This window comes from Pseudomonas sp. Pse1, from assembly GCF_024519635.1.
GTDB lineage: Bacteria > Pseudomonadota > Gammaproteobacteria > Pseudomonadales > Pseudomonadaceae > Aquipseudomonas.
The window spans coordinates 123,999-139,202 of sequence record NZ_JALJRO010000010.1 but is presented as its reverse complement, the minus strand read 5'-3'; the positions used below and the strand labels follow the sequence as shown (position 1 = coordinate 139,202).

14 protein-coding genes are annotated in these 15,204 nt (G+C 60.7%); 10 read left to right on the top strand and 4 right to left on the bottom strand.

Annotated features, from left to right (window positions below):
- Positions 1-146: 146 nt before the first annotated feature.
- Both tusA and rlmM read right to left on the bottom strand, forming a co-directional pair.
- On the bottom strand, positions 147-395 hold the full coding sequence (gene tusA / locus NR126_RS16590) for a sulfurtransferase TusA (RefSeq protein ID WP_027617989.1): 249 nt from the start codon (positions 393-395) through the stop codon (positions 147-149).
- A gap of 67 nt (positions 396-462) precedes the next feature.
- The gene (rlmM, locus tag NR126_RS16585; protein ID WP_027617990.1) at positions 463-1,536 is read right to left on the bottom strand and encodes a 23S rRNA (cytidine(2498)-2'-O)-methyltransferase RlmM; all 1,074 of its coding nucleotides are present in this window, start codon (positions 1,534-1,536) and stop codon (positions 463-465) included.
- A gap of 198 nt (positions 1,537-1,734) precedes the next feature.
- Between rlmM and acnA the strand changes: the two genes are divergently transcribed.
- Complete coding sequence (acnA, locus tag NR126_RS16580) at positions 1,735-4,476, top strand: aconitate hydratase AcnA (RefSeq protein ID WP_256830652.1); 2,742 nt, start codon at positions 1,735-1,737, stop codon at positions 4,474-4,476.
- Between the two features lie 210 nt (positions 4,477-4,686).
- Positions 4,687-6,252, top strand: coding sequence for a PAS domain-containing methyl-accepting chemotaxis protein (locus tag NR126_RS16575; protein WP_027617992.1), 1,566 nt, complete (start codon positions 4,687-4,689; stop codon positions 6,250-6,252).
- Positions 6,253-6,354: 102 nt separating this feature from the next.
- On the opposite strand, the gene NR126_RS16570 is transcribed toward NR126_RS16575, so the two are convergent.
- Entirely contained in the window at positions 6,355-7,041 is a 687-nt protein-coding gene (locus NR126_RS16570) for an alpha/beta family hydrolase (RefSeq protein WP_027617993.1), read from the bottom strand.
- 94 nt (positions 7,042-7,135) lie between these two features.
- Between NR126_RS16570 and ccoN (NR126_RS16565) the strand changes: the two genes are divergently transcribed.
- The 8 genes from ccoN (NR126_RS16565) (at position 7,136) to ccoP (NR126_RS16530) (ending at position 14,027) form a co-directional block, all read left to right on the top strand.
- Positions 7,136-8,560: a cytochrome-c oxidase, cbb3-type subunit I gene (gene ccoN / locus NR126_RS16565; RefSeq protein WP_027617994.1), complete on the top strand. Its 1,425-nt coding sequence runs from the start codon at positions 7,136-7,138 to the stop codon at positions 8,558-8,560.
- A gap of 10 nt (positions 8,561-8,570) precedes the next feature.
- Complete coding sequence (ccoO, locus tag NR126_RS16560) at positions 8,571-9,179, top strand: cytochrome-c oxidase, cbb3-type subunit II (protein WP_027617995.1); 609 nt, start codon at positions 8,571-8,573, stop codon at positions 9,177-9,179.
- A gap of 3 nt (positions 9,180-9,182) precedes the next feature.
- A complete protein-coding gene (locus NR126_RS16555) occupies positions 9,183-9,380 on the top strand; it encodes a cbb3-type cytochrome c oxidase subunit 3 (RefSeq protein ID WP_027617996.1) in 198 nt (65 codons plus the stop codon).
- On the top strand, positions 9,377-10,330 hold the full coding sequence (gene ccoP / locus NR126_RS16550) for a cytochrome-c oxidase, cbb3-type subunit III (protein ID WP_027617997.1): 954 nt from the start codon (positions 9,377-9,379) through the stop codon (positions 10,328-10,330). Before NR126_RS16555 ends, ccoP (NR126_RS16550) begins: the two co-directional genes overlap by 4 nt.
- Positions 10,331-10,811: 481 nt before the next feature.
- Entirely contained in the window at positions 10,812-12,254 is a 1,443-nt protein-coding gene (gene ccoN, locus NR126_RS16545; RefSeq protein WP_027617998.1) for a cytochrome-c oxidase, cbb3-type subunit I, read from the top strand.
- Entirely contained in the window at positions 12,254-12,862 is a 609-nt protein-coding gene (gene ccoO, locus NR126_RS16540; protein ID WP_007905434.1) for a cytochrome-c oxidase, cbb3-type subunit II, read from the top strand. Before ccoN (NR126_RS16545) ends, ccoO (NR126_RS16540) begins: the two co-directional genes overlap by 1 nt.
- A 5-nt stretch (positions 12,863-12,867) precedes the next feature.
- Positions 12,868-13,053 (top strand): CcoQ/FixQ family Cbb3-type cytochrome c oxidase assembly chaperone, encoded by a 186-nt coding sequence (locus NR126_RS16535; protein ID WP_003175465.1) that lies wholly within the window; start codon positions 12,868-12,870, stop codon positions 13,051-13,053.
- Entirely contained in the window at positions 13,050-14,027 is a 978-nt protein-coding gene (gene ccoP, locus NR126_RS16530; RefSeq protein ID WP_027617999.1) for a cytochrome-c oxidase, cbb3-type subunit III, read from the top strand. Before NR126_RS16535 ends, ccoP (NR126_RS16530) begins: the two co-directional genes overlap by 4 nt.
- A gap of 81 nt (positions 14,028-14,108) precedes the next feature.
- On the opposite strand, the gene NR126_RS16525 is transcribed toward ccoP (NR126_RS16530), so the two are convergent.
- A complete protein-coding gene (locus NR126_RS16525; protein ID WP_033866084.1) occupies positions 14,109-15,113 on the bottom strand; it encodes a metallophosphoesterase in 1,005 nt (334 codons plus the stop codon).
- Positions 15,114-15,204: the final 91 nt, after the last annotated feature.

The following is a 15,204-nucleotide window of genomic DNA, read 5'->3' as shown; positions in this document are numbered from 1 at the left end:
CTCGATCACCCATGGTGTGAGCGCAAAACCCTGTAGGAGCCAGCCTGCTGGCGATAGCGATGTCTCAGCCAGCAACGATGTTGAATGTGCCGACCTCATCGCGAGCAGCGGAACGCCGCCCGGCTGCTCCTACAGGGGTTATGTTGTCAGGTCTTCTTGCGAATCCAGTACAGATAGGTGCCCGCCTCTTCATGCTGGCCTACCAATTCATGGTCGAGGAACACGCAGAACTTGGGAATATCGCGGCGGGTCGAGGGGTCGGTGGCGATGACTTTGAGCAGGCCACCGGGGACCAGGTCGCGGATGTGCTGGTGCAGCATCATCACCGGCTCCGGGCAATTCAGGCCTGTGGCGTCAAGGGTGCCGTCGACCGGCGTGTTGATCATTTCACTCATGATGGACTCCTGAAACTGACCGGCATTGTCGCGCAATGCCGGGGATAACGTCATCTGGGGTGCCGGCTCAGCGTTTCTTGGGCTTGCTCACGTCGTGCCGACGAAGGTGGCAGGTCACTTCCTCACGGTCGTGGTACAGCTGTTTGCAGCCGATATCGACCTTGATCCCGCGGGCCTTGAAGCCTTCCTCGATACGTTCGAGCAAGCGCTTGACCTCGGCATACCGCTGCTTCATCGGCAACTTCAAGTTGACCACCGCCTCACGGCAATGCCCTTCGCCGATCCACTCTTCGAGCATCGCGGCGTTACGCGCCGGCTTCTCGACGATGTCGCAGACCATCCAGTCCACCGGCTGCTTGGGCTTGAAGGTAAAACCATCAGCCATGAGGTGCTGCACCAGACCTGTGTCCATCAGGCTTTCGGCCATCGGACCGTTGTCGATGGCGGTGACCAGCATGCCGCGATTGACCAGTTGCCAGGTCCAGCCGCCCGGCGCGGCGCCCAGGTCTACGCCGGTCATGTCGCTGTGCAGGCGCTCGTCCCATTGCTCACGGGGTATGAAGTGGTGCCAGGCCTCTTCCAGCTTGAGGGTCGAACGGCTCGGCGCCTCACGAGGAAATTTCAGGCGCGGAATGCCCATTGGCCACATCGCCGAGTTGTTGGCTTCAGCCAGGCCGAGGAACACTTCGCGACCGCTCTTGAAGGTCAGCAGCAGGCGCGGCTTGTGTGCGTCCTCCACCAACTTCCCAGCGGCCATCAGCGCCTTGCGCAGGTGCACTTCGAATTTTTTGCAGAAATTCGACAGCTCTTTGCCGTCATTGGTATCGACCATCTCCAGCCACAGACTGCCACACACCGGGAAGTCGGCCATGTGGGCGAGGATCACACTGATGCGGTCGGTTTCCGGCAAGTCGATGAAGGTGCCGCGCGCCCATTGCCGCGGGAAGATCAACTGCGAGAAGCGCTGGCCACGCATCAGGCGCTCGGCACCGTCGGCTTCAGTGCAGACAAATTCGGCACAGGCGGTGCTTGGCTTGGCCTTGGCGTAACCGGACACATTCAGGTGTGCAGCGAGATCGGCGATTTCCGAGCAGACTTCACCTTCGAAACCTGGACGGCAATGCATAAAGAGCGTGTTCATTAAATCTCCTGGGCAATTGTGCGCAAACTTGCCCTGTAGCAAAGCCTGTCACGAAAACCGGCGCATGATAGCTGACTTCGGAACCTTGGACTTGCCCATAGAGTCCAGTTATTAGCCAGCTACTTAAAACAGCGCTAGCTTTAGTGCTCTGCCCGTCCCGTCAGTCCGTAGCCGTGCGGACTCAAAGGAGTGAATTCAATGCCGTCCCTCGATAGCCTGAAAACCCTTAAGACCCTGCAAGTCGACGACCGGACCTACCATTACTTCAGCTTGCCGGAAGCCGCCAAATCCCTGGGCAACCTCGACTCGTTGCCGATGTCCCTGAAAGTCCTGCTGGAAAACCTGCTGCGCTGGGAGGACGGCAAGACCGTCACCGGCACCGACCTCAAGGCACTCGCCGCCTGGCTCAAGGAGCGACGCAGCGACCGGGAGATCCAATATCGCCCCGCGCGCGTGCTGATGCAGGACTTTACCGGGGTACCGGCGGTGGTCGACCTGGCGGCCATGCGCGCCGCCATGGCCAAGGCCGGTGGCGACCCGCAGCGAATCAATCCGCTGTCGCCGGTGGACCTGGTGATCGACCACTCGGTGATGGTCGATGCCTTCGCCAGCAGCGGCGCGTTCGAGCATAACGTCGACATCGAAATGCAGCGTAACGGGGAGCGTTATGCGTTCCTGCGCTGGGGCCAGAGCGCGTTCGATAATTTCAGCGTGGTGCCGCCCGGCACCGGCATCTGCCACCAGGTCAACCTTGAGTACCTCGGCCGCACGGTCTGGACCAAGGAAGAAGACGGTCGCACCTACGCCTTTCCCGACACCCTGGTGGGCACCGATTCGCACACCACCATGATCAATGGCCTCGGTGTGCTTGGCTGGGGCGTCGGCGGAATCGAGGCGGAAGCGGCGATGCTCGGGCAACCGGTGTCGATGCTGATTCCGGAAGTGATCGGCTTCAAGCTCAGCGGCAAGCTCAAGGAGGGCATCACCGCCACCGACCTGGTGCTGACGGTCACCCAAATGTTGCGCAAGAAAGGCGTGGTGGGAAAATTCGTCGAGTTCTATGGTGACGGCCTTGGCGAACTGCCATTGGCCGACCGCGCGACCCTCGCCAATATGGCGCCGGAGTACGGCGCCACCTGCGGTTTCTTCCCGGTGGATGAAGTCACTCTGGACTACCTGCGCCTGTCCGGGCGGCCCGACGCCTTGGTCAAGCTGGTCGAGGCCTACAGCAAGGCCCAGGGCCTGTGGCGCCTGCCCGGCCAGGAGCCGCAGTTCAGCGACAGCCTGGCGCTGGACATGGGCAGTGTAGAAGCCAGCCTTGCCGGCCCGAAGCGCCCGCAGGACCGGGTATCGCTACCCAACGTCGCCCAGGCCTTCAGCGACTTCCTCGGTCTGGCGGTCAAACCCACCAGCAAGGAAGAGGGTCGCCTTGAAAGTGAGGGCGGCGGCGGTGTCGCGGTGGGCAACGCCGATCTGGTCGGCGAGGCGGACTATCAACATGAAGGCCACACCTACCGCCTGAAAAACGGCGCAGTGGTGATTGCCGCGATCACTTCCTGCACCAACACCTCCAACCCGAGCGTGATGATGGCCGCCGGGTTGCTGGCGAAGAAGGCCGTGGAAAAGGGCCTGACCCGCAAACCCTGGGTCAAGAGTTCCCTGGCCCCCGGCTCCAAGGTGGTCACCGACTATTACAATGCCGCCGGCCTGACGCCTTACCTCGATCAGCTCGGCTTTGCCTTGGTGGGTTATGGCTGCACCACGTGCATCGGCAACTCCGGGCCGTTGCCGGAACCGATTGAGAAAGCCATCCAGGGCTCCGACCTCACCGTCGCCTCGGTGCTGTCGGGCAATCGAAACTTCGAAGGCCGGGTCCACCCGCTGGTGAAAACCAACTGGCTGGCCTCGCCACCGTTGGTAGTGGCCTATGCCCTGGCCGGCACTGTACGGATCGATATCGCCAGCGAACCATTGGGCGACGATAGGGACGGCAATCCGGTGTACCTGCGGGATATCTGGCCGACCAGCCAGGAGATCGCGGCGGCGGTCAGCCAGGTCTCCACCGCCATGTTTCACAAGGAGTATGCCGAGGTGTTTGCCGGCGATGCGCAATGGCAAGCGATTGAAGTGCCACAAGCGGCGACCTACGTCTGGCAGGATTCTTCCACCTACATCCAGCACCCACCGTTTTTCGACGGTATTGGTGGCCCTCCGCCGGTGATCGAGGACGTCAACGGCACGCGCATCCTGGCCCTGCTCGGCGACTCGGTGACCACCGACCACATCTCCCCTGCCGGCAACATCAAGGCCGACAGCCCGGCCGGGCGCTACCTGCGTGAGCAAGGCGTGGAACCACGGGATTTCAACTCCTACGGCTCACGGCGCGGCAACCATGAAGTGATGATGCGCGGCACCTTTGCCAACATCCGGATCCGCAATGAAATGCTTGGCGGCGAGGAAGGGGGCAACACCCTGTACATCCCCAGCGGCGAAAAACTGGCGATCTACGACGCGGCCATGCGCTATCAGGCCAGCGGCACGCCACTGGTGGTCATTGCCGGCCAGGAATACGGCACCGGCTCAAGCCGTGACTGGGCGGCCAAGGGTACCAACCTGCTGGGAATCAAGGCGGTGATCGCCGAGAGCTTCGAGCGGATACACCGCTCCAATCTGGTGGGCATGGGCGTCTTGCCGCTGCAGTTCAAGCTTGATCAGAACCGCAAGAGCCTGAAGCTCACCGGCAAGGAAACCTTGAGCATTCAAGGGCTGAGCGGGGTCGAATTGGCGCCGCGGATGAATTTGCCGCTGATCATTACCCGGGAGGACGGCAGCAGCGAGCGGATTGAGGTGTTGTGCCGCATCGATACCCTGAATGAGGTGGAGTACTTCAAGGCAGGGGGGATTTTGCATTATGTATTGCGGCAGTTGATTGCGGGATGACAGCCATTGTGAGACTGCAATGCTGTTCAAATGGTTAACCCGGTCCATTGTGGGAGCGAGCAGGCTCGCTCCCACAGGGGCAGATCATTCGGCTTCAAAGAACATGACGCACCAGTCATTTTGCGACGCATCACCCATTGTTGAAAAATAATTTCAATATTTCGCCAGGCTGGCCGACACCCTGTCAAAGCCTTGCGGATTGAAACAGCCATGCGTAATAACCAGCCCATCACACAGCGCGAACGGACCTTCCCGGCTCAGCAACGGTTGATCTCCACCACCGATGCCAAGGGTGTGATCAACTACTGCAACGATGCATTCGTCGAGATCAGTGGTTTTTCCCGTGAAGAACTGATCCGTGCGCCGCACAACCTGGTTCGTCACCCTGACGTGCCATCGGCGGTGTTCGCGCACATGTGGGGCACATTGAAACAAGGCCTGCCATGGATGGGCATTGTCAAGAATCGCTGCAAGAACGGTGACCACTATTGGGTCAACGCCTACGTGACGCCGGTGTTCGACGGCAACCAGGTCGTCGGCTATGAGTCGGTGCGGGTCAAGCCGACCGCGGAACAGATCCGGCGCGCCGAAACCCTGTACCAGCGCCTCAACCAGGGGAAGTCCGCTGTTCCCCAGCGCGACAAGTGGTTGCCGGTGCTGCAGGATTGGCTGCCGTTCATTCTGGTCAGCCAGTTGAGTTTTATGATCGGCGCCACCCTCAACTCGCAATGGGGCTTTGCCTTGGCCGCCGGCCTCTCCGTGCCGCTGGGCCTGCTCGGCTTGAGTTGGCAGCAGCGTGGCCTCAAGCGATTGCTGCGCCTGGCCGAGCAAACCACCTCTGACCCACTGATCGCGCAGATGTACACCGACAGCCGCGGCGCGCAGGCGCGTCTGGAGATGTCGATCCTCAGTCAGGAAGCACGCCTGAAAACCTGCCTGACCCGCCTGCAGGACACCGCCGAGCACTTGACCGGACAGGCGCGTCAGTCCGATCAACTGGCCCACGACAGCTCCATTGGCCTTGAGCGTCAGCGCCTCGAGACCGAGCAAGTGGCGACAGCAGTCAACCAGATGGCCGCTACCACCCAGGAAGTCGCCAGCCATGTGCAGCGCACCGCCGACGCTACGCAGGAAGCCAATCGCCTGACCGGACGTGGCCGTGACATCGCCGGGGAAACCCGCGAAGCGATCCAGCGCCTGTCGGTAGTGGTCGGCGAAACCGGCCTGACCGTCACCCAACTGGCCAAGGACAGCGACGAGATCGGCGGTGTTGTCGATGTGATCAAGGGCATTGCCGACCAGACCAACCTGCTGGCCCTCAACGCCGCCATCGAAGCCGCCCGCGCCGGCGAAATGGGCCGGGGCTTTGCCGTAGTCGCCGACGAAGTACGGCAACTGGCGCAACGCACCAGCGAATCCACCGGGCAGATCCACAGCCTGATCGCCAAGCTCCAGCAAACCGCCAGCACCGCCGTACAAACCATGGAAGCCGGGCATCGCCAGGCGGAAGAAGGGGTGGCCCGGGTACTGGAAGCCGATCAGGCGCTGGTGGGGATCAGCGAGGCGGTGGCCAACATCACAGACATGACCACCCAGATCGCCGCCGCCACCGAAGAGCAAAGCGCGGTGGCCGAGGAAATCAGTCGCAACATCAGCAACATTTCCGAGCTGGCCGACCAGACCTCGGAACAGGCGCAGAACTCGGCGCTGTTGAGTGAAGAGCTGACCAAGACCGCGAATACCCAGTATTCGTTGGTGGAGCGGTTTAACCGCTGATCGCCCTGGCAACCCCAAAAAAACCGGATGGCGAGAGCTTCCGGTTTTTTTATTGCCTGGCTGAAAGGTGTGCTCTCGCAGGCCTTATCGCCGGCAAAGGTCTCACTGAAGAAACGCCGCCACCCGCCCCGCCGCCGTCGCCAGATGCTGCTCATGGGTAAAGCCTGAAGCTTTCAACGGCTTCAGGTCATGGTCGCCGGACACCAGCCACAACACCTCAATACTCGGTGACAAGGTATAGCCCGCCACCGCCGCACGATCCCCCAGCGCATCGCGCTCGCCTTGCACGATTAGGGTCGGAGCCTTCAATCCGGGCAAATGCTCGACGCGAGGCTTCTCCGGTTTCCCCACTGCATAAAACGGATAACCCAGACACACCAGCGCATCCGCCCCCAACTCATCCGCTACCATACTGGCCATACGCCCGCCCATTGACTTGCCGCCGATGGCCAGCGGCCCAGCGACATGGCGTCGCACCACCCCATAGACTTCCCGCCAGTGCTCGAGCAGCTTTGGTGTGGTGTTCGGCGGACGCTTGCCGCCGTCCAGGCGTCGCTGCGCCATGTAAGGAAACTCGAAGCGCAGCACGTTGATCCCAAGCGCAGCGAGGCGTGCAGCGAAATTCGTCATGAATCCGCTGTCCATCGGTGCGCCGGAACCGTGGGCCAAAATCAGGGTTGGCGTTTGCTTCGAAACCTTGCCAGCCGCCGCATCCCACAGCCAGCCATTGTCCCGCACACACTGCGCCCATTGATCCCCGTCAATACTGGCGTTGTGCTCATTGTCCATGCTTGCCTCGCTTTTAATCTGCCTATAACTCCAGGCGAAGGGAGAGTCGCTGCCTTGCAGTCGCTCGCTTCGGCTGAACCGTGGATGGGGAACCATGAACACTTCTACAAGTACCGCCTATAACTACAAGGTGGTCCGCCAATTCGCCATTATGACGGTGGTCTGGGGCATCGTCGGCATGGGCCTCGGGGTTTTTCTCGCGGCGCAATTGGTCTGGCCCGAACTGAACTTCAACTTGCCGTGGACCAGCTTCGGTCGCCTACGCCCGCTGCACACCAACGCGGTGATCTTCGCCTTTGGTGGCTGCGCGCTGTTCGCCGCCTCGTTCTACTCGGTACAACGGACCTGCCAAACCCAACTGTTTGCGCCGAAAATCGCCGCGTTCACGTTCTGGGGCTGGCAACTGGTGATTCTGCTGGCAGCCATCACCCTGCCACTGGGCTACACCAGTTCCAAGGAGTACGCCGAACTGGAGTGGCCGATCGATATCCTGATCACCATCGTCTGGGTCGCCTACGCCATCGTATTCTTCGGCACGCTGATGAAGCGCAAGACCAAGCACATCTACGTCGGCAACTGGTTCTTCGGCGCCTTCATCATCACCGTCGCCATCCTGCACATCGTCAACAACATGGAACTGCCGGTCAGCCTGACCAAGTCCTACTCGGTGTATGCCGGTGCGACCGATGCCATGGTGCAGTGGTGGTACGGACATAACGCGGTAGGCTTTTTCCTAACCGCTGGCTTCCTCGGGATGATGTACTACTTCGTGCCGAAACAGGCCGAACGTCCGGTGTACTCGTATCGCCTGTCGATCGTGCACTTCTGGGCGCTGATCACCCTGTACATCTGGGCCGGCCCGCACCACCTGCACTACACCGCGCTGCCAGACTGGGCGCAGTCGCTGGGCATGGTGATGTCGCTGATCCTCCTGGCTCCGAGCTGGGGCGGCATGATCAACGGCATGATGACCCTCTCGGGTGCCTGGCATAAGCTGCGCAGCGACCCGATCCTGCGTTTCCTCGTGGTATCCCTGGCGTTCTACGGCATGTCGACCTTCGAAGGTCCGATGATGGCGATCAAGACCGTCAACGCCCTCTCCCACTATACCGACTGGACCATCGGCCACGTTCACGCCGGCGCGCTCGGCTGGGTGGCAATGATCTCGATTGGTGCGCTGTACCACATGATCCCGAAAATCTTCGGGCGTGCGCAGATGCACAGCATCGGCCTGATCAATGCGCACTTCTGGCTGGCCACTATCGGCACCGTGCTCTACATCGCCTCGATGTGGGTCAACGGCATCGCCCAGGGCCTGATGTGGCGTGCAGTCAACGAAGACGGGACCCTGACCTACTCCTTCGTCGAAACCCTGGTGGCCAGCCACCCAGGCTTCGTCGTGCGTCTGGTCGGCGGCGCGATCTTCTTCAGCGGCATGTTGCTGATGGCCTACAACACCTGGCGCACCGTGCGTGAAGCCCAACCTGCCGAAGTCGCCGCCGCGGCGCAGATGGCCTGAGGAGTCCGCCATGAAACACGAAACGATTGAGAAAAACGTCGGCCTGCTCCTGCTGCTGATGGTGTTTGCGGTGAGCATCGGCGGTCTGACCCAGATCGTCCCGCTGTTCTTCCAGGACGTCACCAACAAGCCGGTCGAAGGCATGAAGCCTTACACCGCGCTGCAACTCGAAGGCCGCGACATTTACATCCGCGAAGGCTGCGTTGGCTGTCACTCGCAGATGATCCGGCCGTTCCGCGCCGAGACCGAGCGTTATGGCCACTACTCGGTGGCCGGTGAAAGCGTCTGGGACCATCCGTTCCTCTGGGGCTCCAAGCGTACCGGTCCGGACCTGGCCCGCGTCGGCGCCCGCTACTCCGATGACTGGCACCGCGCGCACCTGTACAACCCGCGCAACGTGGTGCCCGAGTCGAAGATGCCCGCCTACCCGTGGCTGGTGGCCAATCAGCTCGACAGCAGTCACACCGAGACCAAGATCAAGGCCATGCGCACCCTCGGCGTGCCGTACACCGACGAAGACATCGCCGGCGCCACCGAGTCGCTCAAGGGCAAGTCGGAGATGGACGCGCTGGTCGCCTACCTGCAAGTGCTCGGCACTGCGATCAAGAGCAAGAGGTGAGCCATGGTGATTGATTTGAGCACTGGAATGATTCGCGGCCTGGGTACGCTCGTGGTGTTCGTGGCCTTTATCGGCCTGACGCTGTGGGTGTTTAACAGCAAGCGCACCCCGGAATTTGCCGAAGCGCGCCTGTTGCCGTTTGCCGATGAGCCGCAACCCGACAGCACCCAAGAAACTGGCACAAGGAGCACCCGGCCATGACCACCTTCTGGAGTACGTGGATCTGCGTACTGACCATTGGCAGCCTGATCGGCCTGACCTGGCTGCTGGTCGGCACCCGCAAGGGCGAGACCAAGGGCAGTGTCGACCAGACCATGGGCCATGCCTTCGATGGCATCGAGGAATACGACAACCCACTGCCGCAATGGTGGTTCCTGCTGTTCGCCGGCACCCTGGTGTTCGCCGTCGGCTACCTCATCCTGTATCCGGGCCTGGGTAACTGGAAAGGCATCCTGCCGGGTTATCAGGACGGCTGGACCCAGACCAAGGAATGGGACAAGGAAATGGCCAAGGCTGACGCAAAGTTCGGGCCGATCTTCGCCAAATTTGCAGCGATGCCGGTGGAAGAAGTGGCCAAGGACCCGCAAGCGTTGAAAATGGGTGGACGCCTGTTCGCCTCCAACTGCTCGGTGTGCCACGGCTCGGACGCCAAGGGCGCCTTCGGCTTCCCCAACCTGGCCGACAGCACCTGGCGCTGGGGCGGCAGCGCCGAGGCGATCAAGACCACGATCATGGGTGGACGCATCGCGGCGATGCCGGCCTGGGGCGACATGCTCGGCGAAGCCGGCGTGAAGAACGTGGCAGCCTATGTGCGCCACGAACTGGCGGGCCTGCCGTTGCCTCAGGACAGCGGTGCCGACCTGGAAGCCGGACAGCAGGCGTTCAGCACCACCTGCGTAGCGTGCCATGGCGCCAACGGTCAGGGCATGGAAGCGATGGGCGCTCCGAACCTGACCCAACCGGCCGCTTTCATCTACGGCACCAGCTTGGCGCAACTGCAGCAGACCATTCGCCATGGTCGCCAGGGCCATATGCCGGCGCAGAACGAACTGCTCGGTAATGACAAAGTGCAGTTGCTGGCGGCCTACGTCTACAGCCTCTCCCATGGCACCGGCGGACAACCCCTGCAAGCAGAAGCCAAAGGCGAATAACTCTCATCCGCATCACTGCCGCATCTTCCGATGCGGCAGTTCCCGCCTCCTTTGCGACCCATTGTCGCACCCCCAAAAAGCGCTGCCTTTCGGTTCCGCAGATTCGCGTCTAAGCTTGCTGCGAAGCGGACTGGCAACGGCCGGTCGCAGGTCAACCGTACAGGATGGTTTCGACGAATCTGTTCGATGACAGGCCGCAAACGCCGGTAGATACCGGCTGTCGACCAAGTTGCCGTCTGTCACCTGAACGCCTCGTTTAAACACACCCCGTTACAACTGACTCGACCCCCTCGCCTTTTTCGTCCGCCGGGACATTTTGCCCCCGGGTAAATTTGACCCTACGCGGCGCATGGAAAGGCCGCAGAATCAGCTTTTGAAAGCATTGACCCAGGTCATGGCGCGTTGCAATGACCCCCCGCTTTCTCCATACTTGCGGCCGATTTTTATCCCTAATAAAACACCCAAACCGTGGAACCTTAGAATGAGCACAGCAATCAGTCCGACTGCTTATAACTATAAGGTAGTCCGCCAGTTCGCCATCATGACGGTGGTCTGGGGGATCCTTGGCATGGGGCTCGGTGTATTCATCGCCTCGCAACTGGTCTGGCCGGAGTTGAACTTCGGTCTGCCATGGACGAGCTTTGGACGCCTGCGCCCACTGCACACCAACCTGGTGATTTTCGCCTTCGGTGGTTGTGCGTTGTTTGCCACTTCCTATTATGTCGTGCAGCGAACCTGCCAAACGCGACTGATTTCCGACAGCCTCGCCGCCTTCACCTTCTGGGGATGGCAAGCGGTGATCGTCGGCGCGATCATTACCTTGCCGCTGGGTTACACCACCACCAAGGAATACGCGGAACTGGAATGGCCCCTGGCTATTCTGCTGGCCATCGTCTGGGTAACCTACGGTCTGGTGTTCTTCGGCACCATCACCAAGCGCAAGACCAAGCACATCTATGTGGGCAACTGGTTCTACGGTGCGTTCATCGTCGTGACGGCGATGCTGCACATCGTCAACCACGCCTCGCTGCCGGTCAGTTTCTTCAAGTCCTACTCGGCCTATTCCGGTGCGACTGACGCGATGATCCAATGGTGGTACGGCCACAACGCCGTAGGTTTCTTCCTGACCACCGGCTTCCTGGGGATGATGTACTACTTCGTGCCGAAACAGGCCGAACGTCCGATCTACTCCTATCGCCTCTCCATCGTGCACTTCTGGGCACTGATCACCCTGTACATCTGGGCCGGTCCGCACCACCTGCACTACACCGCACTGCCGGACTGGGCTCAATCCCTGGGCATGGCAATGTCGATCATCCTGCTGGCACCAAGTTGGGGCGGCATGATCAACGGCATGATGACCCTGTCGGGCGCCTGGCATAAGCTGCGTACCGACCCGATTCTGCGCTTCCTGGTCGTCTCGCTGGCGTTCTACGGCATGTCGACCTTCGAAGGCCCGATGATGGCCATCAAGACCGTCAACTCGCTGTCTCACTACACTGACTGGACCATCGGCCACGTACACGCCGGTGCCTTGGGCTGGGTAGCGATGATCTCGATCGGTGCCATCTACCACATGATCCCGAAACTGTTCGGTCGTGCGCAGATGCACAGCACCGCACTGATCAACACCCACTTCTGGCTCGCGACCATCGGTACCGTGCTCTACATCGCTTCGATGTGGGTCAACGGCATCACCCAGGGCCTGATGTGGCGTGCAATCAACGACGACGGCACCCTGACCTACTCGTTCGTTGAAGCGCTGCAAGCCAGCCACCCGGGCTTTATCGTTCGCGCCCTGGGCGGTGCATTCTTCGCTAGCGGCATGCTGTTCATGGCCTACAACGTATTCCGTACCGTACGTGCCTCGGACCCAGCCGAAGCTGAAGCCGCTACCAAGATCGCTGTAGTTGGAGCTCACTGATGAAGCATGAAGCAGTCGAGAAGAATATTGGCCTGCTGGCCTTCTTCATGGTCATCGCCGTCAGCGTTGGCGGCCTGACCCAAATCGTTCCGCTGTTTTTCCAGGACGTCACCAACAAGCCGGTCGAAGGCATGAAGCCGCGCACCGCCCTTGAACTGGAAGGCCGCGACGTTTATATCGCCAACGGCTGTGTCGGCTGCCACTCGCAGATGATCCGTCCGTTCCGTGCTGAAACCGAACGTTACGGCCACTACTCGGTTGCCGGTGAAAGCGTCTGGGACCACCCGTTCCTGTGGGGCTCCAAGCGTACCGGTCCGGACCTGGCCCGTGTCGGCGGTCGTTACTCCGATGACTGGCAGCGTGCGCACTTGTACAACCCGCGCAACGTAGTGCCCGAGTCGAAAATGCCGGCCTACCCGTTCCTCGTGGAAAACAAGCTCGACGGCAAGGACACCGCCAAGAAAATGGAAGTCCTGCGCACGCTCGGCGTCCCTTACACCGACGAAGACATCGCCGGTGCCAAGGATGCCGTGAAGGGCAAGACCGAAATGGACGCGCTGGTGGCCTATCTGCAAGGCCTGGGCACCATCATCAAAAGCAAACGGTGATCTAAATGGATATCGGGATGATTCGTGGCCTGGGCACCGTTGTCGTGATGGTTGCCTTTATCGGCCTGGCCCTGTGGGTGTTCAGCCCCAAGCGCAAGTCCGAGTTTGAAGACGCGACCTTGCTGCCTTTCGCGGATGATCCCGAAGCCATCAAGCACGTCGAGCAAGCTTCTAGGAGTAACAAAGAATGACTACGTTCTGGAGTCTGTACGTCACAGTCCTCAGTCTGGGTACCATCTTCGCCCTGACCTGGCTGCTGCTGTCGACCCGCAAGGGCCAGCGCGCCGAGCAGACGGATGAAACCGTTGGCCACTCGTTCGACGGGATCGAGGAATACGACAACCCGTTGCCGAAATGGTGGTTCATGCTGTTCGTCGGCACCATCATCTTCGCCTTGGGTTACCTGGCGCTGTACCCGGGCCTGGGTAACTGGAAAGGCCTGCTGCCAGGCTACACCTACCTGGACAACGAGAAGCAGACCCCCTTCGCCAACGGCCAGTCCGGCTGGACCGGTGTTCACGAGTGGGAAAAGGAAATGGCCAAGTCGGATGCCAAGTTCGGGCCGATCTTCGCCAAATTCGCGGCCATGCCGATTGAAGAAGTGGCCAAGGACCCACAAGCCCTGAAGATGGGAGGCCGCCTGTTCGCCTCCAACTGCTCGGTTTGCCACGGTTCCGACGCCAAGGGCGCCTACGGCTTCCCGAACCTGACCGACGCCGACTGGCGCTGGGGCGGTTCGCCGGAAGAAATCAAGACCACCATCATGGGCGGTCGCCACGCCGTCATGCCGGCCTGGGCTGAAGTGATCGGCGAGCAAGGCGTCAGCGATGTGGCTGCATTTGTCCTGACCAACCTCGATGGTCGCAAGCTGCCGGAAGGCACCAAGGCCGATCCGGTTGCCGGGCAGAAACTGTTCGCCACCAACTGCGCGGTTTGCCATGGTCCTGAAGGTAAAGGCACACCCGCCATGGGCGCGCCAAACCTGACGCACCCGGCCGCCTTCATCTACGGTTCGAGCTTCGCTCAACTGCAGCAGACCATCCGTTACGGCCGTCAGGGCCAGATGCCTGCGCAAGAGCAAATGCAGGGTAACGACAAGGTTCACCTGCTGGCCGCCTACGTTTACAGCCTGTCTCACGGTGAGAAGGCTGCGGACGCCGAGTAAGGCTAACGCTGCTTGATGCAACACTAAAACGGCCCCGCCAGATAACTGACGGGGCCGTTTTGCATGATGGCGCAAAGCCTTTTAGTAACGGACTTCAATCTCCGACTCGACCTGCCGGCTGGGCCAATTGTTTGCCCTAACCCGATTGACCGTCAGGGTCTTGCGGTCCTTGGAGAAACTGGCAATCAGATAGGTCTGCTGTGACGCCGAACCGCTGAGAAACACCGGCACCGTACCGAACTGCTCCGACGCGCTCCAGTAGCGGCCCGAATACTCGTGATAATGACCGGCGAACACCGCCGTCACCCGATATCGCTCGACCATGCTGCGCAACCGCTCGAGCTGTTGCCCATCCCCAGCCCAGTCCCGCGGTTTGTGCATGCTCAGGATGACAATCCGGCCCTGCTCACGGGCCTTCCTCAAGATGCCTTCCAGCCAGTCCAGCGAATCATTGATCTCGAACTCTTTGGCGCTGATCCAGGGCACCCCGGTGCTGAAGGTGGCGGTGTAGGTCGGCTCATTGTGCAACTGGACCAACAACAGATCGCCAAAGGTTTTCGCATAGGCCAGGCTGCCGTAATAAATGTCGGTATTGCCCAACACCCGTACGCCGAAATCCATGCTGTCGACCTTGCCCCAGTAACGCTCCTTGATGGCCTCGACACTGGCGGCGGCACAACGATTGAGAAAGCAGTCATCGACGTTGTTTTCGTAGTCGTGATTGCCCAGGCCGTAGTCGTAGGTCCGTTCCAGCTTGGCATCGAGGATCGGCATCACCACTGAACGCTGCCAGTCATGACCGTACGCGGTGATGTCGCCATTGATCATCACCGGCACCCGGCTGGCGCCGCCGAAGTTCTTCCTGAAGTCGGCAACATCCGCGTATTGGGTTTCGATCAGCCACTTCGAGCGGGCGTCTCTTTTTGCATCGGTCTCGGGCTGCCCTTCGTCGGAGCTTTCGCTCCAGGGATACTGAGGATCGGAGGTGAAGACAAGATGAGCGGGTGGATCATGGGTAGCTGCAGACAGGGCTGCCGGCGCAACGCAAAAAACCGCCAGCAGTGCGGCGATCCTGTAACAGGTCATGGGCTTCATAAAAGTCCTTTTTCATAAAGGGTGAGTGGTGTCGTTTCAGGCCGAACCTGAACGGAACACAACTTACTGACCCTCAATGAAT